Origin of the sequence: Hymenobacter wooponensis, assembly GCF_004745865.1 — a bacterium.
GTDB lineage: Bacteria > Bacteroidota > Bacteroidia > Cytophagales > Hymenobacteraceae > Hymenobacter > Hymenobacter wooponensis.
The window spans coordinates 106,377-130,033 of record NZ_SRKZ01000009.1; the positions used below are offsets into that span (position 1 = coordinate 106,377).

The 23,657-nt window shown below is 61.0% G+C and carries 17 protein-coding genes; 2 read left to right on the top strand and 15 right to left on the bottom strand.

Annotated features, from left to right (window positions below; genetic code table 11):
- Positions 1 to 266: 266 nt before the first annotated feature.
- Both EU557_RS23780 and EU557_RS23785 read left to right on the top strand, forming a co-directional pair.
- The gene (locus EU557_RS23780; protein ID WP_135532955.1) at positions 267 to 2,540 is read left to right on the top strand and encodes a TonB-dependent receptor family protein; all 2,274 of its coding nucleotides are present in this window, start codon (positions 267 to 269) and stop codon (positions 2,538 to 2,540) included.
- Positions 2,541 to 2,676: 136 nt separating this feature from the next.
- Entirely contained in the window at positions 2,677 to 3,603 is a 927-nt protein-coding gene (locus EU557_RS23785; protein ID WP_135532957.1) for a toxin-antitoxin system YwqK family antitoxin, read from the top strand.
- Positions 3,604 to 4,226: 623 nt separating this feature from the next.
- Here the strand turns inward: EU557_RS23785 and EU557_RS23790 are convergent.
- The 15 genes from EU557_RS23790 to EU557_RS23860 all read right to left on the bottom strand — a co-directional run bounded on the left by EU557_RS23790 (position 4,227) and on the right by EU557_RS23860 (position 23,640).
- Positions 4,227 to 5,165: a bestrophin family protein gene (locus EU557_RS23790; RefSeq protein WP_135532959.1), complete on the bottom strand. Its 939-nt coding sequence runs from the start codon at positions 5,163 to 5,165 to the stop codon at positions 4,227 to 4,229.
- A gap of 89 nt (positions 5,166 to 5,254) precedes the next feature.
- Entirely contained in the window at positions 5,255 to 7,717 is a 2,463-nt protein-coding gene (locus tag EU557_RS23795) for a multicopper oxidase domain-containing protein (protein WP_135532961.1), read from the bottom strand.
- Positions 7,718 to 7,724: 7 nt separating this feature from the next.
- Positions 7,725 to 8,867 (bottom strand): DUF2231 domain-containing protein, encoded by a 1,143-nt coding sequence (locus EU557_RS23800; protein WP_135532962.1) that lies wholly within the window; start codon positions 8,865 to 8,867, stop codon positions 7,725 to 7,727.
- A gap of 320 nt (positions 8,868 to 9,187) precedes the next feature.
- Entirely contained in the window at positions 9,188 to 9,397 is a 210-nt protein-coding gene (locus EU557_RS23805) for a heavy-metal-associated domain-containing protein (protein WP_044019248.1), read from the bottom strand.
- A gap of 255 nt (positions 9,398 to 9,652) precedes the next feature.
- Positions 9,653 to 12,490, bottom strand: coding sequence for an alpha-amylase family glycosyl hydrolase (locus EU557_RS23810; protein WP_135532964.1), 2,838 nt, complete (start codon positions 12,488 to 12,490; stop codon positions 9,653 to 9,655).
- A 634-nt stretch (positions 12,491 to 13,124) separates the two neighbouring features.
- Positions 13,125 to 13,460, bottom strand: a complete 336-nt coding sequence (locus tag EU557_RS23815) for a four-helix bundle copper-binding protein (protein WP_071884653.1) — start codon at positions 13,458 to 13,460, stop codon at positions 13,125 to 13,127.
- A 176-nt stretch (positions 13,461 to 13,636) separates the two neighbouring features.
- Complete coding sequence (locus EU557_RS23820) at positions 13,637 to 14,233, bottom strand: AraC family transcriptional regulator (RefSeq protein WP_071884652.1); 597 nt, start codon at positions 14,231 to 14,233, stop codon at positions 13,637 to 13,639.
- A gap of 10 nt (positions 14,234 to 14,243) precedes the next feature.
- Entirely contained in the window at positions 14,244 to 17,465 is a 3,222-nt protein-coding gene (locus EU557_RS23825; protein ID WP_135532966.1) for an efflux RND transporter permease subunit, read from the bottom strand.
- Positions 17,466 to 17,567: 102 nt separating this feature from the next.
- On the bottom strand, positions 17,568 to 18,080 hold the full coding sequence (locus EU557_RS23830) for a YybH family protein (RefSeq protein WP_135437009.1): 513 nt from the start codon (positions 18,078 to 18,080) through the stop codon (positions 17,568 to 17,570).
- 38 nt (positions 18,081 to 18,118) lie between these two features.
- Positions 18,119 to 19,264, bottom strand: coding sequence for an efflux RND transporter periplasmic adaptor subunit (locus EU557_RS23835; RefSeq protein ID WP_135532968.1), 1,146 nt, complete (start codon positions 19,262 to 19,264; stop codon positions 18,119 to 18,121).
- Positions 19,265 to 19,275: 11 nt separating this feature from the next.
- Entirely contained in the window at positions 19,276 to 19,905 is a 630-nt protein-coding gene (locus tag EU557_RS23840; protein WP_044019242.1) for a hypothetical protein, read from the bottom strand.
- Positions 19,906 to 19,917: 12 nt separating this feature from the next.
- Positions 19,918 to 21,159 carry a TolC family protein gene (locus tag EU557_RS23845; protein WP_044019241.1) on the bottom strand — a complete coding sequence of 414 codons (1,242 nt, stop codon included), beginning with the start codon at positions 21,157 to 21,159 and terminating at the stop codon, positions 19,918 to 19,920.
- A gap of 103 nt (positions 21,160 to 21,262) precedes the next feature.
- Positions 21,263 to 21,820: a heavy metal-binding domain-containing protein gene (locus tag EU557_RS23850; protein ID WP_135532970.1), complete on the bottom strand. Its 558-nt coding sequence runs from the start codon at positions 21,818 to 21,820 to the stop codon at positions 21,263 to 21,265.
- A gap of 86 nt (positions 21,821 to 21,906) precedes the next feature.
- Positions 21,907 to 22,635 carry a DUF305 domain-containing protein gene (locus EU557_RS23855; RefSeq protein ID WP_135532972.1) on the bottom strand — a complete coding sequence of 243 codons (729 nt, stop codon included), beginning with the start codon at positions 22,633 to 22,635 and terminating at the stop codon, positions 21,907 to 21,909.
- A gap of 42 nt (positions 22,636 to 22,677) precedes the next feature.
- Entirely contained in the window at positions 22,678 to 23,640 is a 963-nt protein-coding gene (locus tag EU557_RS23860) for a heavy metal-binding domain-containing protein (protein WP_135532974.1), read from the bottom strand.
- Positions 23,641 to 23,657 lie beyond the last annotated feature (17 nt).

Sequence of the window (23,657 nt, forward strand, 5' to 3'; positions counted from 1 at the left end):
ACTACTGTACTGGCGAGGCTTGTAGGCAGAGGATGCGACGCAGTCGCGCTTTCCCCCGGCCATACGCACGGATCTGGTGCTGCCGTTTGCCTAAGCTACCCATTCATCCGGGCCATGTAGCGCGCCCCGCAGTGCCCGAGGCCTTCCCGGGCGAAAGATTACCCCTCATGGCTGGAAATTATGTAAGTAACCGGGGTGATTAGTGTTATTTATAATCTTTCTAAACAAATATACCTTTGTGCCACTATTCCACCTGAAGTCTCCTAATGAGCTGTTCTTTTTACCCGACCATGGCTGGCCTACTGACCAGCTTTGCTTTTTCTATTATTTCCCAGCCCGGGTTGGCCCAGCGGCTGCCGGCGCCCGACACTACGCATCACCAGAAGCTGAGCGAGGTCACCGTTACCGGCACGGCTCCCCATTTCGCCGCTCCCGTTGAGGGCACCACGCTCACGGCCGGCCGCCGCAACGAGCTTATCAGGCCGCGCGACGTGAATGCCAACCTGGCTCAGAACAATGTGCGGCAGGTGCTGGCCCGCGTTCCCGGCCTGATGGTGTGGGAAAACGACGGATCCGGTCAGCAAATTAACATTGCCACCCGGGGCCTGAGCCCTAATCGTAGCTGGGAGTTCAACACCCGGCAGAACGGCTACGACATGAGCGCCGACGCCTTTGGCTACCCCGAGGCCTATTACAATCCACCGATGGAAGCGGTGGAGCGCATTCAGCTGCTGCGCGGCGGGGCCGGCCTGCAGTTTGGACCCCAGTTTGGTGGTCTGCTCAACTACGAGCTCAAACGTGGTCCCCAGGATAAAAAGGTGGAGGTGGAAACCAGCAATACAGCTGGCTCCAACGGCCTGTTCAACTCCTACAACGCCGTAGGTGGCACGGTAGGCAAAGTGAACTACTATGCATATTACCGCCACCGACAGGGCGACGGCTGGCGTCCCTTTAATCAGTTCACCGTCGACGATGTGCATGCCAACGTACACGTGGCCTTGACCAAGCGTTTGACGCTGGGCGCGGAAGTCAGCTATTTGACCGATAAACTCCAGCAGCCGGGCGGCCTGACCGATGCGCAGTTTGCTCAGGATAGCCGCCAAAGTACCCGCGCCCGCAACTGGCTGAGCACTCCCTGGCTGATTCCGGCGCTGACGCTGGACTACCAGGCCGGCGAGCGGACCCGCCTGAGCGTGAAAACCTTTGGCCTGGTGGCCTCCCGCAACAGCGTAGGCTTCGTGGCTGGTCTACCCGCGCCCGACACGGTAAACCGCCGCACCCGGCAGTTCGCCGCCCGCCAGGTGGACCGCGACGACTACCGCAACCTTGGCGCCGAGCTGCGGCTGACGCAGGAGGTCCGTTTCCTGGGCCGCACCCACACGCTGGCCTCGGGCCTGCGGGCCTACCGCGCCACCACCTCCCGTCGCCAGCGTGGTACGGGCACCACCGGGTCGGACTTCGACCTGACATTAACCGGTAATGGGCGCTTCACCAACGAGTTTGATTTCACGACTACCAATGCCGCAGCGTTTGCCGAGTTACTGCTCCGCGCCGGTACGCGGCTGAGCGTTACCCCTGGGCTGCGCTATGATTACCTGCGCAATACCGGCAGCGGCTACTTGGGCCGGGCGGCCGATGGGACGAAAAACCGCCTTGCTGACCAGGCCAGCCGCCGCAACGTGCTGCTCTACGGTCTGGGCACCGAATTCCAGCTGTCGCCCACGACCAATCTGTACGCCAACTATTCCCGCGCCTTCCGTCCCGTGCTGTTCGGTGACCTGGTGCCACCAGCTACCTCGGATGTCATCGACCCCAACCTGCAGGATGCCCGCGGCTATACGGCGGAGGTGGGCTACCGCGGCAGCTTCCGGACCTGGCTGCGTTTCGACGTAGGCTACTTCTTCCTTAACTACGAGGACCGTATCGGTGTCATCCGTCGTCCCGTACCCGGTGGCACGACTGGCCAGACCCAGCAGTTTCGAACCAACCTGGGCCGTACCCAGACCCACGGCTTGGAAGCCTATGCCGAGTTGGACCTACTTCACTCGCTGACCAGCAACGTCAACCTGCCCCACCTGGATCTATTCGCCGCGCTCAGCCTGCTGGACGCCCGCTACGGGAACCTGCCCGTGACCACGCTCACGGGTACGGGCACCAGCACCCAAATCGTGGAAACCAACCTGAAGGGCAACTACGTGGAGAATGCCCCGCGTCAGACCCTGCGCACGGGTCTGACTTTCGCCCACAAGGGCGTGTCCGTTACTGGGCAGTTCAGCCACGTCGCCAAAGTGTATGCGGATGCCAGCAACACGGAGACTGCCCCGGCAACTGCCCAGACCGGCGTCATCCCGGCTTACCAGGTCGCCGACCTTTCCGCTACCTGGAAGCTGGGCCGCGACAGCCGCTACCGGCTGAGTGGGGGCGTGAATAACGTGTTCGACGCGCGCTACTTTACCCGGCGCTCGGGTGGCTACCCTGGCCCCGGCATCCTGCCCGCCGACGGCCGCACCTGGTTTGCGGGGCTGGGCCTCACGCTTTAAACAGCGTCCTACCAATTACGCGAAAGGGGGTGCTCCGTTGAGTACCCCCTTTTCTGTGTGGGTCAAAGCCGTGAATAGTTGGCAGCCCGGTATATTTACCTACCGCATTCCGGCTTGTTCTACCACCTATTCCTGTATGGCAAAACATTACTTTCTACACGCCTTCTTCTGTTTCATTTGCCTGCCCGGGCTGGCCCAGCGGCCCAAGCCGGCAGCTGTCAACTTACCGCCGGCCGACACCGTGTATTTTGACCGTGACTGGGAGCGCACCGAGACCCTGGAAGAGGTTTCCTATGCTCGGATTGCCCGCCATGATGCTGCCGGCAAAACGGTGGGCACCGTGCGCGACTACTTCTATCCTTCCTGGAAAAAACAGTGGGAAGGAAAAATGGCCAGTGAAGCCCCGGACAAGCCCACCGGGCTGTGCTGCGGCTGGCACGAAAACGGCCAGATGAGTTTTCGCGGAACGTACGTGAATGGCGTACAACAAGCTGATTTTCGCAGCTGGCATGAGGACGGCCGCGAAATCAAGTGTACATCCGTGCTGCAGGACGCGCTGCCCTTAAGCACGGCTTCCCTCCACTGCAGCAACTGCATGCACACCAGCCGGAAAGTATTCACGGTAGACCTGCCGGTCGGCACGGTCGGCATTATCTATAAGCTGGACGTGCGCGACGAAGGCCAGCCTCCTATTTCCTGGTCAACGGCGCTGGCGGTGGCAGCCGTGGCCAGCAGTGGGGGAACTGCGGCCCCCACCCTGCTGAGCACCGCGGCCACGGCCCTGACCAAGCAAGGCAACAATGCTCCGCCCACGGTGAGCACCAAATGTCACTGGTACATTACCCCCGACGAGCGCGCGGCCCAGCAGTTTCTCGCTACCAAGGGCACCATTACCCGGGACAAAGTGTGCTTTCGGGCAGCAGAAAATACCCCCCAGGAAACCCGCCCCCTTGCGCTGCCGGCCGGTACCCGCCGTCTCTACGTGTGCGTGAACAATGACAACTATACCACCGATGCTACTGCTACGCTCAGCGTAACGGCACTGCTACAATCCTGTCAGTAATGCTGTCCACCCCTTGCCTGCGTTCAGGGGGCAAGGGGAGCCAGCACCGTTTTTTCCTTACTCGACAGACTGCCGTGCGGCCCCGGCCGGTCCACGTAGTGTTGAGTTACCTGCTCACCACTCCGAGCAGATAGTTGCAGTGCATCGAGGCGGGGTGCCAACTGCTGCCAACCATTGGTTATCTCTGCCCTTGATACGTTGGCCCCCCTGGCAGCCAGTCTACACACTACATTTTCAAGCTGGTTGATCTTCATATAGGGAAGGGTCAATAGTAAAAACAATACGCGAAAAAAGAAGCTTGCTATAGAGCTACTCGCGTTACGCTCCCTTCCCGGTTGCCTAAGGATAAACTATGCAACAAATTCCGGGGATGGTGTATCCGATATCAGGCCTACCTGCCTGCCTGCTCTAGTTGCCACCGCAGGTAGACCGGCTTACAAGCCCTGGCCGCAACAGCCTACGCACCCGAAGCCGGACCGGTGAACCGGTTTGACTTGGCAAGCTTCCCTCGGTTGTCAATCTTCTAACTTTAAACACCTTTTAGCAGGTGGAGTAGCTACAGTCCGTAGGGATATGGGCCTTACTGTCAGGCGCAAGGAGAAAGCAGGGTGTAGTACGGGCGGCTAGTAAAGTATGCCGTGTTCAGCTTGCACGGGCGCGGGCACCTGCTGTTCGCCCAGCATCTGGCGCAAATCAATCTCGATGCTGCGGCAGAGCGCCGTCATGGGCACGTCGTTCATGCGGTTCTCAAACGGGTCCTCGCTGATGTGGCCCACCAGCTCAATGGTGATGAACACCCAGGATACCAGCACGGAGAACGGCACGGTCAGCCAGTAGTGGCCATGACCCAGCTTCTCGAATTCGGCCAGCAAGCCCAGGGGCAGTAGGGCAATAAAGAGCCACACGAACACCAGACTGGAAAAAGCATACTGCCGGGGAAACGGCGTATTCTTGATGCGCTCACAGCCGCCCTGCAGGTTGGTCATCTCGCGTAGCTCTTCACACAGAGTACGCAGCTGCAACTCACTGAACAGCCCTTCGGCCTCGCGCAGGGCCTGCGTTTGCCGCAGCAGCAGCTGAGCGGGTGGATTGGCCAGCTGTTGCAGCTGCGTGGCCTCGGCCGGGTCGAGCAGGGGTGCCACCTCCGCCTGCCAGCGCTCAGGCTGACGACGCAGGTGCAGGCGTAGCGCATTGACCCAGGCCAGCTGCCGGTACACCAGTTGTCGCTGAAACGCCAGCTGCGCTAGGGTGGTCGTCACCAGGTTGGCCGGCTGGGTATGGCCCAGCACCAGCATCGTCCAGCTGCGACTGCGGTTGACAATCCCGCCCCACAGCTGGCGGGCTTCGGAAAAGCGACTATATGAGCTGCTGTTCTTGAAGCCCACGTAGAACGACACGGCCACGCCCACGATGCTGACCAGCTGCCAGGGCACGTCCAGCCAATGCCAGTGCAGCGGGCCGTAGAGCACGGCCAAGAGCAGATCGTAAGTCAGGAAAAGGAACACGTCCTTCCAGGAATGGCGCCAGATAACGCGCCAATGAATGTGCTTGCGAATATACATAATGGGGTAAATCAGCCGCGCCAGGATAGACCACTCAAGTAGCGGCTCAGGAGGCAGCGGGCAAAGCAACGCTCTTGAGGGGCCCTCTGCTAGTAATGAAAGGTCAGACCGGCGCCCCAGCCATACTGGTTATCGTAGTTGGTGCTCAGCGAGGCGTACTTGCTGACCATGTAGCGGAAGCCGAGCGTAAACTCCCGGTCCGTGTTGCCCCGGATGTCCATGAATACATTGTTACTCAGGGGCAAATCCCGGCGCTCGAGTTGCAGACGCACCTGACCAGTCAGATCAGAGCGTAACTCCGCGCGCACAAGGAGGGGGAGCAGATAATATACGCCGAGTTCGGTTTGCCGGCGGAAATTGATGTTGTTGTCTCGAGGACGGCCTTTTTCCAGGGCCGACCCACGTAACGTCTTGTTGTCCCGAAAATCATAGCCCACGAAGGCCGCCCAGAATTGCCGCTTATCGAGGTAGCGCAGCAAGTGGGTTTCGGTTTCGTAGTTTCCCTGGTAGTTGACCCGGCCCTCGAATTCCAGCGCGTTGCGGTTATTGGAAAGATTGCCTTCCAGGAAGGCCCCCTGAGAGTGGACCGATAAATCGAGCCAGGGGTAGACCGCATTGTCCTCGCGCTTAAGCATCTTGTAATTTCCCTTCGCGTACTCGTTCTGGGGGCTGGCGTCGTAGCTGATGATGCGGGCCATGCCGGCCATCATGTGGTAGAGGATGTGGCAGTGGAAAAACCAGTCCTGGTACTCGTTGGCCTCAAATTCGATGGTCACCGTGCCCATGGCCGGGATGTCGAAGGTGTGCTTCATGGGCGAGTAAGCGCCCTGGGCGTTGACCAGGCGGAAGAAGTGCCCGTGCAGGTGCAGCGGGTGGCGCATCATGGTCAGGTTGGTGAAGGTCATGCGCACGTTCTCACCCCGGCGAATGGGAATTTTGTCGGCTTCCGACAGGGTTTTGTTGTCGAACGACCAAATGTAGCGCAGCATGTTGCCGGTGAGCGTAAGCTTGATGTCGCGCCACTGCCGGGTAGAATCCAGGGTGGTCGGATTCAGGGCCCGCAGCTGGTTGTAGTTAAAGTCGCCGCCCGCGCTCCCCATGCTCATGCCAGCCATTCCACCGCCCATGTCCATGCCGGCCATGCTGCCGCCTTTGTCCTGCATGGTGCCCATGCTTTTACCGCTCTTTTCCTGCATGTTCATGGGCCGATTTTGGGGAGAGGGGGCCGTGCTGGCGGGCATGGTGCCGTTTTTCATATCCATCCCTTTCATAGAGGGGTCCGCGGGCTGCGTGGACTGCCGGCCGGCCGGCATATTCATGCCTTTCATCTCCCCACTGCCCCCTTTCATATCCATGCCCTTCATGCCGCCGTTAGGGTCCATCTGGCCGTTGCCGCCCATGTCCACACCGGTCATATTACCCATGCTGCCCATTTCCCGCATCATCTGGAAGTAGTTAATGCGCGGCAAATCGGGCGCTTTCATCGGCTCGCCGGCTCCAAAGAAGCTGGACGAGTAGCCCGTGATGTCGTTGGCGGTGGCCCGCAGTTCGGCCGCGCCCGCGGGTGGAATGGTCACCAGCAGGTCGTAGGTTTCGGCCGTGGCAATTTCAAGCTTGCTGACGGGGAAAGGCTCCACGTTGATGCCATCGGCGGCGATGACCTGCATGGGGCCGCCGGCATACTGCAGGTAGAAGTAGGAGGAGGCGCTGCCGTTAATGACGCGCAGGCGCACCACTTCCCCGGGCTTGGCGTCAGGGTAGTAGCTCTGCTCGCGGCCATTGGTGAGGAACTTGTTATAGTAGATGTCGGTGAGGTCCATGGCCGGCATGCGGCCCCACTCCTGCCGGACTTTGTCCTTGAAATAGCCGGCCGCAACAGCCTCGCCGTAGCTTTGCGTGGCGCCTTTCTGCACGGCAAACCACTCGCCGGCCCGCTTGAGGTAGCGCAGCACTTCCTTGGGTGGGTGGTCGGTCCAGTCGGAGAGCAGGAGCACGTACTCCTTGAGCTCGTACTTCACCTGCTTGGGCTGAATGACGATGGAGCCGTACAGCCCGTTCTGCTCCTGCAGCATGGTATGGGAGTGGTACCAATAGGTGCCGCTCTGGATCAGCGGAAACGTGAAGGTGTGCATGCCGCCCGGCTCAATGGGGGCCGTGTTAAGGTAGGGCACCCCGTCCTGGTCGTTAGGCAGCAGCAGCCCATGCCAGTGAATGCTGGTTTCCACGCTCATCTGGTTGTGTACCCGGATGATAGCCGTGTCGCCCTCAGTGAAGCGCAGCGTGGGGGCCGGAATCTGCCCGTTGATGGCAATAGCCAGGCGGGTTTTGCCGGTGTAGCTTACCTCCCGCTCATCCACGTACAGGTCATATTCGACCCGGTGGCCGGCGTGGCCCGTGCGGGGCGCCACCACGTGGCCCCGCAGGTCCTGATCCGGGGGCGGGGTGGCCGGGCCATTGGCGGCCTTGCTTTTGGGCATGGCCTGGTGCTGGGGCGTTTGGGCGGCCAGGGAAAGCGAACCAAGCAGAAAGAGTAGAAGGGCAAATAATCTCATCGGGTCGCTACTGGTTAGCATGCTTGGGTTTGTTACGGGCGGGGTTGTTGTCCTCGAAGCGGAACTTGTCCAGGGGGTTGGTGGGCATGCGCATGCCCGGCATCGGGCCCATGGCGGGCATGGGCTGGCCTTTTTCCATACCGGGCATATCGCTCATGTTGTCCATTGGCGGCGTGGCTTGCTTGGGCTGCTTTGAACCCGGCGCCTTCATGCCCGGCATATCGGCCATAGTGCCCATGCCCGCCATGCCGGATGGGGCTTTGGCTGGCTTTTTGGCACCTGATTTCGGCGGGCTCATGCCGGGCATATTCTCCATCCCGGGCATATCGTTCATGGGTTTCTGCCGGGCCGGGCGGCTCCTATCCATGCCCGCGGGCATGGGCTGAGTCATCTTTTCAGCGGGCATGCGCATGCCCGGCATGTCCGGCATGGTGCTGTTAGCGGGGGCTGGCGGACCAGCCGGCTGGCGGCCGGGCATAGCCCTGTTGTCCATCGCGCCCGGGGCCGTGCGGCTGTCCTTGCTGGTGGAGGCGGGCCCGTTCATATCCATGCCGGGCATATCAGCAGAACCCGGGGCCGCGAGTGGGTTGGGTGAAGCGGGAGCCTGGTTCGCGTTGTGGTCGTTGCCCCCTGCCGCCTCGTTGTGCGTATCGGCCTCCATCTCCATAGCGGGCATGGCTTCCCCGCCCCCATGGCCGTGGCTTTTATCGAGCAGGCGGCCCTGCGGCCCCACGCCCTCGACGTACACCAGCTGCGCCCCACGGTGCCCAGCCACCGACAATACCCCGGCCGTGGCTATGGCCAACACCAGCACCAGGATTTCGTAGGCCCGCCGCTGAATCTTGAAAAACGTGCCGACACCGGTCAGCAGCAAGGTAATGCCGGAAAGCCACAGGGTGTAGCCCGCGAACTTTTCGTGGGCTTCAAAAACGGCGGCGGCCCGGGGTGCCAGACCCATGGGCATGGCATGAAACACGGTGCTGGCGGCCAGAGCTCCCAGAAAGCCGCCGGCCATCACGGCCATGGTAATCCACTTCACCGGTGGCCAGTCCTTGTACACGTTCAGCGCCTGCAGGCCCGCGCTGAGCAGCAGCAGGACAATAGGTAGATGCACCACCAGGGGGTGCAGGTTGGGAAAATCTGAGAACATAGAGGCAGGCAAAGAATTGAACAGCAGAAAACCGCCGAAAGAGCGGAGCCCTTTCCGGATTCCCGGCGCCGCAACATTTTCCGGTAGTGCAGCGCCGCTTTTTCCCGGCCACGACGAAGCAAATCAGAGAAGTCGTGTTGCTGTGCCAGCAGGCTAGCAGGACGTGACCGGCGGTTCGCTTTACGCAGAGTGGGTGGGGGCGTGTTTGCTGCTATTGCGCGCGCAGCCTACATAATTTCCATGCTTTCCAGTGCTAGGCACCCTGAAAACCAAAAACGCCCGGCAGAACCGGGCGTTTTACGTGCAGACAACGAAGGCGCTTAAGCAGCCGCAATGTTAAAGCCGGCTTTCTCAACGGCCTGAACCACTTGCTCCGCCGTGAGCTGGTCGGAGGTGACGGTGAGAATCTTGTCGGGGCTAGTCGTGTCCACTTGCCAGTTACCCACGCCAGCTTCTTGGTTCAGGGTCGGCGTAACGGCTTTAATGCAGCCGCCGCAGTTAATGTTGGTCTTGAATTGCAGAGTTTTCATGGGAAGAAGAAGTAAGGTCGCCGAGCTAGTCGGTACTGGGTGTACAACGCACAAAAATAGACCCCAGTGCGGCGCCAGGGGTACAGAATTGCGCTTCGGGCTTATATGATTTGCAGGAGAGTTCATACCATGAACTATTTCGTTAGGATCAAGTAGTTGGAGTCTTTTCAGCCCCGTGAGTCTAGTTTAATCCCCTACGAACAGTGCCACCAAATTGTGATGGTCATTCCATAAGGTAGTAGAAAAGCCTGTTTGTTAGGGTTGGATCAAAAGTCGCGTAGTGGCCGTAAGGTTACCGCTTACCACGTTAACTAAGTATACTCCAGCCGACAAACTATCGAGTTTCAGCGGTATTTCCACGACCGTGCCGGCAGGACGCGGGGACAACTGTACCCGGTGTACTTCACCGCCGAGCAGGTTACGTACGCTCACCGTCACCGGGGCCGTAACAGGCGTAGTCAGTCGCACGGTGGCCCGAGTACCGGCCGGGTTCGGGGCGACGCTCAAGTTCAGCGCGGTGCCTTGTTGCGCCCCCCTGGTGCTGAGCACTATACCGGCACGCCGCACCCGCTGCGTGGTGTACACGCGGTACTCCCCGGGCTGCAGGTTTAGTTGGGCATTCACGTTGGCCACGGTAATACTGTCGCCGCTGAGGTAGTTGTACCACTTGCCGGGCCGTTGAAAGGCTGGGTCAATGGTGATACTGGTCACGTCGAAGTTGCCCAGAACGGTCACTTGCTGCGTGGCATCGCCCAGGTGGATGGATTTGCCCGCGCCGGCCAGCTGTTGGGTATAGCTGGTGGGGTTGTCGAACACGGCCTGACTCTTCTTCAGGGCTATCAGCGCCCGGTAGGTGTCGTAGAGCTTACGGCGGGCGGGTTCCTGGTAGTAGTTCCAGCGGATAGGCTTATTGCCGGTGCGCCCGTTGAAGTCGATGCTCACCTCGTAGCCCAGCTCGCCAAACTGCCACAGCATCTTGGGGCCTGGTACGGTGAAGAAAAACGCGGCCGCGGCCTCGTTGCGGGCCAGAGCAGTGGTGAGGTCGCGCACGTTGTGGGCGGGGTTGGATTGGTTGCCAAAGGTGAGGTTGCGGTACATCAGCCGCTCCTCGTCGTGGCTTTCCATGTAGGTCACCAGGCCCGGCTGCGCCCAGCCGCGGCCACCCTGGGCGGTGCTGCCGTAGTAGCCCCCGCTGAAGTTGGAGTTGGGCAGAAAGCCCATGGTAGCCTCGTTGTAGTTGTAGTTAAGGTTGCCCCACAGCAGCATGCCCGCGTTGGCCAGCACCCGTTCTTCGGTATTATCGGCAAAGTGCTCCAGAATAACGAACGCATTCGGGTCCACTGTTTTAATGAAATTGTTGTACTCCATCCAGATGTTCACCCGGGACTGGTCGTACTGGCTCCACTGACCCACGTTGGTGCCGGAAACGGTCTGGGTGAAGCCTTTGGACAGATCGAAGCGGTATCCATCCAGGTGATATTCCTGCAGCCAGAATTCCATCACCCGTTTGGCGTACGTTTTGGTGAAAGCGCTTTCATGGTTGAAGTCGTACCCCACGTTGAAGGGGTGCGTGGCGTCAGCATTAAACCAGGGTGAGTTCGCGGCCGGCTTGCCGGCTGCCCCGTCGAAGTACAGTTGCACCATCGGGTTCTGGCCAAAGGCGTGGTTGAGCACCATATCCAGCGTCACGGCGATGCCGCGGGCGTGGGCGGAATCGATGAAGCGCTTGAGTTCGTTCTTGGGGCCGTAGTACTTGTCGGGGGCCAGGTGAAAGGAGGGGTTGTAGCCCCACGACTCGTTGCCCTCGAACTCGCCCACCGGCAACAACTCGATGACGTTGACCCCGAGGCGCTGCAGGTAGCCTAACGTGTCCACCAGGGTCTGGTAGTCGTGGCGGGCCATGAAGTCGCGTACCAGCAGCTTATAGATGACCAGCTTGCTTTTTGCCGGCTTCTGAAAGGTAGGCACCTGCCAGGTGTACGCCGGCTGATTGGTTTGCAGCACCGACACGATGCCCGAGGTCTGGCCCGTGGGGTAAGCCTTTAGGTTGGGGAAGGTTACGGCCGGAATGAAGCGGTCGTTATTGGGGTCGAGCACTTTCTCAGCGTACGGGTCGGCCACGCGCAGGCTGCCATCCACCAGGTACTGGTAGGCGTATTCGCGCCCCGGCGTCAGGCCGTTGAGCTGCACCCACCACTGGTTGCCGTCGGGCGTCTGGTTCATGTAGGCCGGCTGGTCGGGCTGCCAGTTGTTGAACTCGCCGAGGGCGTACACGAACTGTTTGCCCGGGGCCGTGAGCACCAGCACGGCGGAAGCTCCCCCAGCCAAGTAGTTGATGCCGTCGCGTACGCCGGCGGGCAGGGCGGCCGTGGTTACAACCGGGCGCACGTACACAATGGCCGAGTCCGACACGGACGTGGTGCCCAGGGTAGCTGTGAGGCGGATGACGTTGCGGCCCGCCCGGGTGGGCGTCACGCTGCCGGTAAAGCTCGTGGCATTGGATTGCTGGCCGACCTGGGTGCCATTAAGACGCAGCGTTAGAGTCGCGGCCTGAGAGGCGACACCCGCCACGTTCACCGGTGCCCCCGAGCTGATAAAGATGGGGTTCTGACCCGTTGCTGGGGCAGTAAGGCGCACGGCCAGGGCGCTGCTCTGGCTTACGTCCACGAAGATATCAGCCCCACCGGTGGCCCGGCCGACCTGGGTGCCGGCGGCGTTGCGAAACACCATGGCCAACTTCAGAACCTGCTCGGCGGCCGGCACGTTGAACCAGGCCCGCACGCTGGGCGTGATGCTTAACGCGTAGGTATTAGGGCCGGTGCGGGTAAGCAGCACCGAGGGGTCAGGAGCGGTAAAATTGGTAAATTTCACATACCTCCAATCCGAAGGTGAAGCGCTAAGGTTAGTGATAACCCCGATGTGAGCGTACACGTCACCGGTAAAGTTGTTCAGGCCCTGGTTGCCTTGCGTGGCATCAAAGGACAGAGTAACTGGGTCAGTCGCCGCAAAGAAAGCCGGAGCGGTTGAGACCACCTGGGCCCGCACAACACCAGTCAGCACCAACAGCCAAGCTAAGAGCAGGAAATTTTTCATGTATCGTGGAGAAAGAGTCGGGGAAACCGCTACACTACTTTTTGTAGAATACCCACACGATTGTCGTGATAAGGGTAAGAGGTAAAAGGCAGTCATCGAAAATCAGTAAGCTTTCAGCCAAGCGTGCGCGCCCCGACATTACCACCTATCGGGCAGTGGCAGGTAAGAGAAGGATAATGCACGGGTCACTACTGCCAGGCATGCCACACCCAAACTCCGAATTATGAGCACAAACCATGGGAGAAGTGGCGTTTACATCTGTAGACCATGCTCTAAGTGGCAAAGCGAGCAGATGAAAAGCGAGCAGATGAAAAGCGAGCAGATGAAAAGCGAGCAGATGAAAAGCGAGCAGATAAGAAGCTGAGCCAGTTGCTGATTCTTGGGAGATCGTCCCATTCAAGTCACCGCACTGGTCTCCGTAAAGAGCTAACAGCGGGGCTGCGCAGTATCGGGCAAGTCTGGGAAGGGGGTGAGCCGCTACAGGTATTAGGGCACCGCGTGATTAGTTCAAAGGTAAAATCCCGTCAAATAGTAAGAAATGTACTATCGGGTTTATTGCTTGCAACATTACACTCATACAAATGCAAAAAGCCAGCTCAATTCACATGAGCTGGCTTTTTTGGTGTCAGGTAGTCTAGGCGTTCAAACCTTGACGGCAGGCCTGCTCGCAGCGGCGGCAGGCTTCCGCGCACTCCCGGCAGTGCTGCATATGCGCGCCGTGCTTTTCGCATTCGTCACCACAGGCCTTGCAGATTTCGGCGCACTCGCGCAGCAGGTGCTGGGCGTGCTCAGAGCCGCGGGCCAGCAGACGAGCGGTGAGGGCGCAGATGTCGGCACAGTCCCGGTCCAGGCTAATACAGCGGACCATCATGCGCACATCCTGCTCTTGCAGGCAGGCGGTAGCGCAGTGTTCGCACGAGGCGATGCAGGCATTGAGGGCGTCGAGCAGGTTCTGGTTTTGAGTGTGCATGATACTGGAAGGTTAAGGATGAATAATTTCCAGTATATACTTGCCGTGCAGCCAGTAGTTGTGCACGATTAAAGCCGATTACCTGCATAATTTACTCGGCTCCACTTTTGCAAGCCGCTTTCTCGGCTTACCCCGTCAAGGTGCTATTTTAGCAAGAACCCGAACCCTACAAGGCCTTAGCCGCTTGCACCCGAATCAGAAAGTGTAGCGACGGAAGCCTGCAGAAGGCACTGGCGGCGGTACTCGCTGGGAGAAAGCCCCGTTGCGCGCTGAAACTGCCTGGAGAGGTGGCCCAGATTGCTAAATCCCAGTACTGTAGCAATGCGCCCCACGGGCAGCGTACCATCCCGCAGCAGGCACCGGGCCTCTTCCACGCGCTGCCGGATGACGTACTGTTCCAGGCTCAGTCCTTCGGTGGCCGAAAACACGTCGCTCAGGTAAGCAAAGCGTCGCTGCAGGCGCTCGCTCAGCAGTCGGGAGAAGTGTCCGCTACGTAGCGCGGCGGGCTCCTTACGCAGCAGCTCGGCAATTACTTCCTTGATTTGCACTACGAGGCGCTGCTGGGGGGAGAGCCGGTCGAGCAAGGCAAAGCCTTCCGCTTCCAGACGCTGCTGCAGTCGGGCCCAGTCAATGACCTGCTGGGTGCCCAGCAGTTCCACTTCCCCCAGTTCCACGCGTAACGGCACCAGGCCCAACTCCACGAGGAGTTCGCGCACTACCAGGATGCACTTTGAGCAGACCATATGCCGGACATACAGGAGCGTGGAGGCCATGGGACAAGGGCTACAGGGCCGGGGACAAATCGGTCTGATCGCCCGGGGGCGTGAGCGGCTGCGCATCCAGTTCCTGCGGGTGCTCATCCAGGCCTACTTCCCGATGGGCGGCGAAATACTGGGTCAAGGCCTTCTCCCCTACCAGCCAGAACACCACGGGCGTGACGATGATGTCGAGAAAGGTGGACGAGAGCAGCCCTCCGAGGATGACGGTGGCCACCGGGTAGAGGATTTCCTTGCCCGGGGCGTCCTTGGCCAGCGTGAGCGGCACCAGGGCCAGGGCCGCTACCAGCGCCGTCATCAGCACGGGCACCAGGCGCTCCAGCGAGCCGCGGACGATCATCTTTTTGCCGAAGGTCTCGCCCTCATGCTCCACGAGGTGGATGTAGTGGGAAATCATCATGATGCCGTTGCGCGAGGCAATGCCGGTGAGCGTGATAAAGCCCACGAGCGAGGCAATGCTGAACGTGCTGCCCGTGAGCAGCACCGCCACCACCGAGCCAATCAGGGCCAGGGGGATGTTAAGCATTATCTGCCCTACCATGTACGTGGACTTGAAGTGCGAGTAGAGCACCAGGAAGATGCCGGCCAGCGAAAACAAGCTCAGCCACAGAATCTTTTGCGAGGCCGACTGCTGGCTCTCGAACTGCCCGCCGTAGGTGAGGTAGTAGCCCGCCGGCAGCTTCACCTGCTGGCTGACTTTGGCTTGAATCTCCTTCACCGTGGAGCCCAGGTCGCGCTCGGCTACGTTAAGCGAGATGGTAATGCGGCGCTGGGTATTTTCGTGGTTGACGGTGTTGGGCCCCGGCTCGTAGATGACATCCGCCACCTGGCTCACGGGAATCATGGCGCCCGTGGGCGTCTCAATGCGGGTCTGGCCAATGGCCGCGATGTCGTTGCGCTGCGCTTCCGGCAGTTTTACCACCAGGTCGAAGCGCTTCTGCCCGTCGAGCATCTGCGAGACCACGGCGCCCTGAAACAGGGTTTCCAGGTCACGCACCACTTCGCCCCGGGCCATGCCGTAGGCTCGTAGGGCGTCGTCCTTAGGCCGGATGAGCAGCTGCGGTATCTGCACCTGCTTCTCGACCTGTAGGTCCACCACGCCCGGCACCGTGCCGGCCGCCGTGCGGATTTCATTGGCGTAGCGGCGCAGCTCCAGCAAATCATTGCCGAACACCTTGATGGCCACCTGGGCACGCACGCCCGACAAGAGGTGATCAAGGCGGTGCGAGATGGGCTGGCCGATGTTCACGTTGACGCCCGTGATCAGACTGAGCTTCTGGCGCATATCGGCCAGAATCTCGTCCCGGCTGCGCATGGTCTTGCCCTCCTTCTCTAGCTCTTCCTCCGTTTTGAAGGCTACCTCGATTTCCGAGTTGTTCACCGACTCGGCGTGCTCATCGAGCTCGGCGCGGCCGGTGCGGCGGGCCGTGTAGGCCACTTCCGGAATCTTGAGCATTTGCTCCTCACCCAGCGTGCCCAACCGGTTGCTTTCCGTTAGCGACGTGCCAGCCGGGGCCGAGAAGTTGACCGTCAGCGAGCCTTCGTTGAAAGGCGGCAGAAACTCCGTGCCGAAGAAAGGCACCATGGCCGCGGCCATGACAAAGAGCAAGGCCGTGGAGGTCAGGATGAGTTTAGGGTGGGTCAGGCCCCAAGTAAGCAGGCGAGTATCCTTCTTTTTCAGCCAGCGTACCAGCGGCCCGTCCGTCTCGGCGTGGTCCATTTGCTTCATCTTGGGCAGCAGGTAGTAGCAGAGCACCGGCGTCACGGTCAGCGACACGAACAGCGAGGCCACGATGCTGGTGATGTAGGCAATGCCCAGCGGGGCGAAAATGCGGCCTTCCATGCCTTCCAGCGCAAACAGGGGCAGGAATACCAGCACCACGATGATGGTGGCGTACACGATGGAGTTGCGCACTTCCGAGGAGGCGGCGTAGATGACCTTGAGCACCGGCTGCGGATCAGGGCGCTGCTTGTTTTCGCGCAGGCGCCGGTACACGTTTTCTACGTCCACGATGGCGTCGTCCACGAGCTCCCCGATGGCAATGGCTAGCCCGCCGAGCGTCATGGTGTTGATGCTAATGCCGGCCAGGCGAAACACCAGGGCCGTGACCAGCAGGGACAAGGGAATAGCTACCAGGGAAATAAAGGTGGTGCGCACGTTCAGCAAAAAGGCAAACAGCACGATGACCACGAGAATGGCCCCGTCGCGCAAGGCCTCCTCCACGTTGGTAATTGAGGAATCAATGAACTCCGACTGCTTAAACAGGCGCGTATTTACCTGCACATCCTTGGGCAAAGAGGGCTTGAGCTCGACCAGGGCCTTCTCCACGGCCTGCGTGAGACCCACGGTGGCGGCCCCCGGCTGCTTCTCAATGCTCAGAATGACGGCGGGCTTACCGTTCACGCTGCCGTCGCCGCGCTTGAAGCGGGCCCCGAACTCCACGTTGGCCACGTCCGCCACGCGGACCGGGGACTGGTCGCGGTAGCCGACGATAATGTTTTCAATGTCCTTGACCGAGCGCAGGCGGCCCAGGTTGCGGATGAGCACCTCCGAGCCGTTGCGATCGAAGAAGTTGCCGGTGGTGTTCAAGTTGGACTGGCGCAAGGCTTCCTCCACCTGGTTTACCGTCAGGCCGGTGGCATTCAGGCGGGGCATGTCCAGCAAGACCTGGTACTGCAGATTGTCGCCGCCGATGGGAATGACCTGGGCCACGCCGGGTATGGAGAGCAGGCGTTGGCGCACGGTGTAGTTGGCCAGCGTGCGCAAATCAGCCGCATTAGTTTCTTTTCCGCCCGACAGCCCCACCAGCATAATCTGGCCCATAACCGAGGAAATGGGCCCCAGCACGGGCGTAACGCCCTGGGGCAGCTGCTCGCCAGTGGTCTGGAGCTTTTCACTCACAATCTGGCGGGCCGTGAAAATATCGGTGCCGTAGTCGAACTCCACGAACACCATGCCCAGGCCGATGGCCGAGTTGGAGCGCACCGCCGACACGCCGGTGGCTCCGTTCAGGGCCGTTTCCACCGGCAGTGTCACCAGGGCCTCCACTTCCTCGGGCGCCATGCCCGGGGCTTCTAAGAATACCGTCACGCGAGGACGGTCCAGGTCGGGCAGCACGTCCACGGGCAGCTGGCCCGCGGTGTAGGTGCCGGCAATGAGCAGGCCCAGGGCGAAGGCCAGCATCAGCAGGCGGTTCTGCAGGGCAAAGCGAATTATCTGATCGAGCATCGGTTGTTAGCGCAAAAAAGGAAGAAGCGAGGGGGCCGGAAGGCCCCTCCCCTCCCGGAATCGGCAGCGTCCCGGACAAGTAGCCCAGGCCCACCGGACTGCTTATTTTTTAGGACGGGGGGTGCGAGCCGAGGAGTGGGTGCTCATAATCTGCCACTGGCCGGCGGCGTTTTTGCGCAGCACCGACGTGGCCACCCCGCGGCGGACAACAGGCGCCTTGGCCTGCTTATCCTGGGGGCCGTTCTTGAGACTGATCGTGTAGGTGTAAGTCTCCGTCGCGAAGGCGTAGGGACCGTCGACCTGCACGGCGGCCTTGTAGTCGCTAAAGGTGAAGGCGCTGAACTCTTTCAACTCCGGCCCCAGATGGTGCTCGGCATAGTGGCGGTAAGTGCCTTCCACCCCGCCCGACTCAAACACCTGGGAGTTAGGTGCGAACAGGCGGTGGGTGCCCGTCGTATCGAGTTTTTGCACGGCCTGCTGGTACTTGGTCAGCACCATTTTCACGGCGGCCTCATCGGCAGCGGAGCCGGCGGCGGGGGCCGTCTGGGCCTGTGCCGTGGCGGCGGTAAGGATCAGCAGGGCAAGCAAAGCGGCAAAGGCAAAGCGATTTTTCATGGCAAGCGGACGGAGCGTGAGGCCACCGGGTAGGGGCACTATTGGTTGAGGTAAATGGACTTGAGCTGGTAAGTGCCGGCGGTCACTACCCGGTCATTTTCGTTGACCTGGCCTTGCAGCAGTACCGTTTGCCGCCCGTTGACCGCTCCCGGCTGCACAAAGCGAATCTTAAAGTGCTCGGGCTCCGTGTGCACGAACACGACGGGTTTGCCATTGAGGTCGGTGATAGCAGAAGTGGGTACTACCAGCTGGGACCGGCCCCCACCCGTCTGACCTACGACCTGCACGTTCACCGCTTGGCCCGCGCGGTAGGCACTACTCTCGGTAGCGTCCAGCTCCAGCACCAATTGGCGGGCCTGGTTCACGGGGTTCACCACGTTGGAGAACACCACGAGCCGGGCCGGTACACCGGCCTGCCCCTGCAGGCCTTCCACGCGGAACTGCGCGCCGGGCGTGATCTTAGCCAGGTCCTGGGCAAACACCTGCGCTTCCACCCGCAGCTTACCCGGGTTCAACACCCGGAATAGCTCGTCGCCCTGGTTTACCTGCTGGCCCACGGCCAGGTTGAATACGTCCACCGTGCCGCTCACCGGCGAGGTAATGGATATTCGGCGCTGCTGCCCCTGCCCGTTGTAAATGCTGGCGTTCTGCCGGGCCTGGCGCAGGCGAAGCTCGGCCGCCACCACGTCCTTGCGGGCCGCGATGTCGGCGATGCTCTGCAGCCGGACATAGTCTTGTTGGGCGGCGCGCAATTCGGCCTGGGCATTAGCCCGCTCGGTGCTGAGTCCAATCTGCTGGGTAGCATCCAGGGTTTGCTCGATAACGGCCAGCGTCTGCCCGGCCCGCACGGATTGGCCCACTTGCGCCGAGAGGCTCACGATGCGCCCCCCCTGGGGCACGACGACTCGCCCTTCGCCCCCGGCTGCCGCCGATACCGTGCCGTAGAGCGTGGCCCGGCTATAGGTGGTGGAGTACTCGGCCAGGTTGGTCCGTACCTGAAACAGAAACTGACTTTCTTTGGGCAGCAATACCTCATCGGTCAAGGCCACGCCGGTGCTGGCTTTGGCTTCGCCACCGTGGTCTTCACCCCCGTGGGCCTGTACCGTACCCGGCGGAGGCAACAGCACGGTCAATCCGAAGCCAGCTGCGGCTGTGGCCGCCAGGAATTTATAGTGGGTCTTCATATCCTGAATGATTAAGAAATGGGCGTGCGGTGGCGGGCAGTCAAAGCCGGCTCCGAAGTGTGCAGCACTGAATCCGGGGATTGGCGCCGGCGGCGCAGCAGCAACGCTGTTAGGGCGATGCCGAGCACGAAGGCGCCCACCACGGCCAGGATGGTTTTCCAGGAGGAAAAAAGCGATGGGGTCGCAGTGGGAGTGGCAGCCGCCACCGGGAGCTTCTCCCCTACCTTGATACCTTCCAGCAGCAGCAAGTCCGCTTTGTCGCCAACCACAATGTTGGCCGCAAAGCTGTAGGTCTTGTTGGCGGGGAACTGGCCTTCCACCAGGTACACCCCCGGCTCCTGTTCGGTCACCGCCCACTTCAGGTTGGCATCTTCCGGGTTGGTAAGCGTGAGCTTGGCGCCTTGGAGAGGGACGTTGGTGGCGTAGTCGGAGAGGAACAGGCGCAGGTCGGCCGGCTTGCCCCCTTCCAGCGGCTCGTAGCGCAGCAGCGCCTCAAACTGTTCCGAGAGCGCGGCGACGGAAAACGACGTGGCCCCGGCTGGCGTCGATGCTTTGGCGCCGTCGCCGTGGTCTTCGCCCCCGTGAGCGGAGGCGGAGGCGCTTAGCAGCAGGCCCAGCAGCAGAATCAGGAGTTGTTTCATGAGGATTGACGGTTATTCGCCCCGCAGGTAGTTAAGCTCGACCAAAGCCTGGCGGTAGTCGCGGATGGTGGTCAGGTAGGTATTCTGAATGGCGAACGCCTGGTTCAGGCTCAAAATCAGCTGTAGGTAGCTGACTTCCCCGGCGCGGAACAGGCGCTGGGATTGGCTGATAATGGCCTGTGACTGGGGCAGACCGGTTTGTTCGTAGTAGCCCAGCGAGGCCGCAAACTTGCGCGAGTCAGCTAGGGCCTGCTGGTACTGTCCACTCAACTCCAGCCGCTGGGCCTGGAGCTGATAGTTGGCGGCCTGGGAGCGAGCCGTAGCCGCCTGCAGCTGCGAGCGGTAGGTCCAGAACCAGATGGGAACCGATACCCCAAACTGGAAGCGGTAGCGAGTAGGCGAATAATCGTACCCCTGATTCTGATAGCCCACCGTCAGAGCCGGTGTGCGCCGGGCTCGAACTAAGCTGATGCCCGACTGGCTCAAGGCCACGTTCTGGGTGGCAGCCGCCAGCGTAGGGCTGCGTACCAGGGCGGTGCTGTCTTCGGTGGGCAGACTGCTGAGCAGCGCCCCACCCACCTGCCCCAGTTCGGGGCCGGTGCGGCGCAGGTCGGTGGTAGTGGTCAGGGCCGCAGTGGGTTGGCCCAACAGCAAGCCCAGGCGGCGCTGGGCGGCGCGCTGGTCGGCAGTCGCCTGCTGCAGCTGCACGGTCACCTGCCGCGCCTCGGCGTCGGTGCTGATGCGCTGCAGGGAGGTGACTTCGCCGGCGGCGAACAGGCGCTCGGTGGCCACGCGCAGGGCGCGAAACAGGCTGTCCTGATAGGTAAGCTGTCGCACCTGCGCCTCGGCAAACTGCAGGCTGAGGTAGGCCAGGCGGGTATCGCGCAGCACGCTGGCCCGGCTCACCTCGCGGTTGCGTTCGGCCAGGGTAACACCTGCCTGGGCCACCTGGCGCTGGCGCCGGTAGACGTTAGGCAAGTCGATGGTTTGTACTACGCCGGGGGCCCACATTTCCCCCGTGGGCGCCGAGAACAGAAAGTCCGGGTTGGCGGGTGCGAAGGAGCCCCGTTTGAGCGCGCGCTGCTCCTCGATTTCGCGATCAGACTGCCGCAGCCGTGGGTGCCGCCGCAACGTGAGGGCTTCGGCGCTGTCGAGGCTGATGGCGGTTTGGGCCCGCGCGTCTTCTAGGAGCAACCCAATCAGCGCCAGCACCAGCAGCCCTTGCGCTGCCCATTTCAGGTTTAGAAACTTCATATTGTCAGGTTAGAGCCCGTCATGGGGCCGCCCACCGTTGCAGCGGCGAGCGGCCCGAGACGGAGAGGGTTCGGACGCCGGGCGTCCGAGAAGCAGGCTCCGCCTAGGCCTTTTTCACGAGGGCCATGCCGCACTTTGGGCAGGTGCCAGGCTTCGAGCTGGCGCTGCCTTCGCACTTCATGGGGCACTCGTAAGCGGCGCCAACCGCCTTGCTACCCTGAGCCCCCGCGTCGAGCTTGTCGAAGCGGGTGTTGATGGCTTTGCCATCGGCTTTCAGGCTGACGATGGCCGTGCGCACTTTCGTCCTGGCGGGCAGTTTGGCCACCAGGTGGTCGGTACCACCAGCTACCAGCGTCACGGTCATAGTTTTGTTGTCGGTGGTTTGCACCATCACCGTGCCCGAGAGCGACTTACTGGGCACGGAGGCATTTTTATCGGCCAACAGGTAGATGTGCAACTCACCAGTGTGCTGCACCAGCTCCATGTGGTAGGGGTTGGCCGAGCGTACTACGCCGCCGTGCGGGGCTACGTGGGCGTGGGTTTCGCCAGGTGCGGTGTGGGCATCCGGCTTGCCACCGGCGTGCGAGTGCTGGGCCTGCGAGGCCAGGGGAGCCAGGGCAAACAGAGCGGCGGTCGTCAGGGAAATGCTGAAAAGCTTCATGGAGGAGAAGAATATCGAATGGGCAGTGGGGAGGAGTGAGGTGGTCGGCAACAGGCTTCTTTCGCCAGTGCCGCCGGCCACCCGGATTACATTTTGTCGGCGTTTTTGCCGTGCCAGGCCTTGAATTCGGCGATTTCCTTCTGCTGGGCGTCAATCATCATCTGGGCCATCTCCTTGAGCTTGGTGTCCTTGCCGTGCGCCAGTTCGGCTTTGGCCATGTCCACGGCGCTTTGGTGGTGCACCGTCATCATCATGTTGAAGTTCATGTCCGGGTCGGCCACCATGCTGGGCAGGTTCTGCATCATGCCGTCCATGGAGGCCTTCATCTTGCTGGTGAACGGGTCGGCTGGATCCATCGGCTTATAGTTATTGGGGGCGGAGTCTAGCCGCTCAGCAATGGGCTCCAGCTCACTGATTTCCTTTTGCTGATCAGCCTTGATTTTCTCGGCCATTTGCCGCATGGTGGCGTCCTTGCCGTCGCGCAGCTCGAGGTCAGCCATGGCCAGGGCACCTTTGTGGTGCTCCAGCATCATGTGGGCAAAATCGTGGTCGGTGTTGCCCTTCATCTTCATGGCGTCCATTTTGGCCATCATATCGTTCATGGCCATCAGCATGGGAGATTCACTGGTGGAGGTCTCACTGCTCACCTTTGAATGATCCATGCCTGCCATCGAACCGGAACCCGCCGCAGCATCAGTGGTGGCGGTTTCCATGGTGCTTTCCGTGGCAGTGGTGGCATCAGCTTTCTCATTGTTGCAGCTGCTCAACAGCAACGCGGAACAGAGGGTGGCGAGGAAAAAAGTGGTTTTTTTCATGGGGTTGGATGGTTTGTAAAAAGGGAACTAAACAGGGATGCCTCAGCTAGCGGCCGTGCCCTTCACGTTGATAGTGAAGTCGCCGGTATGGATCTTACCGCCGTGGTTGAACTGCAGGAAAACCCGGTAGAGGCCAGGAGCTTCGAAGTTGGTGTTGAAGCCAATGCGTGGACCTTTATCGGCCTGATCATTAGGATGCACGTGCAGGTAGCGCTCGGTGTCTTCGCTGATGACCACCACGTGGCCCAGGGCGCCGAGATAATTGTCCAGGTCCGTGACGGGCTGGCCGTCCTTCTGAATGGTGATACTCATGCCTAGCAGCTGACCCGTGGTGAGCGGCTTGTCAAAGGAAAGCGTGGCCTGGTAGCCATCCTGCTCCCACTGCATGTCGTCGTTTTTGAACTTTACCGGGGCGTACTTAGGGCCTTGCACCGTGATGGGCTGGCGGCCCAACTGGTGGCCGGCTCCCGTGGGCGTGTAGTCCTGAAACAGCACGTAGTCGCCGCCCTTGGGGAAGGTATAGGTGACCTTATAGTTGCCCTGGGCAGTATAGTCGGGGTGTTCGTGGTAGAACTGGCCCAGGTCCTTGCTGACGATGATCAGGTGAATTTTCTTTTCGTGCACCAGGGCCAGGGGCACGGGCGCGGCCTCGTTGCCGACTTCCTGGGGGGTGAAGACGAGCTGCGAGGGCTGCCCGGCCGTGAGTTGCATGGGCTGCGGCTCAAACTTCATGGCGTAGGCTTTGCCGTTGCCGGCCGCCTGATCGTTGTGTTCGAGCTTCATGCCGCACTTGGGGCAAGTCTCCCCGGCCTTGGTGCTGGTCACCTCGGGGTGCATGGGGCAGGCATAGGTGTGGCCGGCGCCGTGATCCGCCCCGGCGCCGGCTGGCGCATCCGTGGGTGTGGTTACGGTGTTAGTGGCGCTACTCGACTCGGTTTCGGAAGAGCAGCCGGCCACGGTCAGGACGCTGGCCAGGGCCAGCAGCGAAAGGGGTACGCGATGCATGGGGGAGGAAATGAGTG

Coding starts and splice junctions, on each gene's coding strand:
- EU557_RS23780 (WP_135532955.1), top strand. CDS start 267: ATGAGCTGTTCTTTTTACCCGACCATGGCTGGCCTACTGACCAGCTTT.
- EU557_RS23785 (WP_135532957.1), top strand. CDS start 2,677: ATGGCAAAACATTACTTTCTACACGCCTTCTTCTGTTTCATTTGCCTG.
- EU557_RS23790 (WP_135532959.1), bottom strand. CDS start 5,165: ATGTATATTCGCAAGCACATTCATTGGCGCGTTATCTGGCGCCATTCC.
- EU557_RS23795 (WP_135532961.1), bottom strand. CDS start 7,717: ATGAGATTATTTGCCCTTCTACTCTTTCTGCTTGGTTCGCTTTCCCTG.
- EU557_RS23800 (WP_135532962.1), bottom strand. CDS start 8,867: ATGTTCTCAGATTTTCCCAACCTGCACCCCCTGGTGGTGCATCTACCT.
- EU557_RS23805 (WP_044019248.1), bottom strand. CDS start 9,397: ATGAAAACTCTGCAATTCAAGACCAACATTAACTGCGGCGGCTGCATT.
- EU557_RS23810 (WP_135532964.1), bottom strand. CDS start 12,490: ATGAAAAATTTCCTGCTCTTAGCTTGGCTGTTGGTGCTGACTGGTGTT.
- EU557_RS23815 (WP_071884653.1), bottom strand. CDS start 13,460: ATGCACACTCAAAACCAGAACCTGCTCGACGCCCTCAATGCCTGCATC.
- EU557_RS23820 (WP_071884652.1), bottom strand. CDS start 14,233: ATGGCCTCCACGCTCCTGTATGTCCGGCATATGGTCTGCTCAAAGTGC.
- EU557_RS23825 (WP_135532966.1), bottom strand. CDS start 17,465: ATGCTCGATCAGATAATTCGCTTTGCCCTGCAGAACCGCCTGCTGATG.
- EU557_RS23830 (WP_135437009.1), bottom strand. CDS start 18,080: ATGAAAAATCGCTTTGCCTTTGCCGCTTTGCTTGCCCTGCTGATCCTT.
- EU557_RS23835 (WP_135532968.1), bottom strand. CDS start 19,264: ATGAAGACCCACTATAAATTCCTGGCGGCCACAGCCGCAGCTGGCTTC.
- EU557_RS23840 (WP_044019242.1), bottom strand. CDS start 19,905: ATGAAACAACTCCTGATTCTGCTGCTGGGCCTGCTGCTAAGCGCCTCC.
- EU557_RS23845 (WP_044019241.1), bottom strand. CDS start 21,159: ATGAAGTTTCTAAACCTGAAATGGGCAGCGCAAGGGCTGCTGGTGCTG.
- EU557_RS23850 (WP_135532970.1), bottom strand. CDS start 21,820: ATGAAGCTTTTCAGCATTTCCCTGACGACCGCCGCTCTGTTTGCCCTG.
- EU557_RS23855 (WP_135532972.1), bottom strand. CDS start 22,635: ATGAAAAAAACCACTTTTTTCCTCGCCACCCTCTGTTCCGCGTTGCTG.
- EU557_RS23860 (WP_135532974.1), bottom strand. CDS start 23,640: ATGCATCGCGTACCCCTTTCGCTGCTGGCCCTGGCCAGCGTCCTGACC.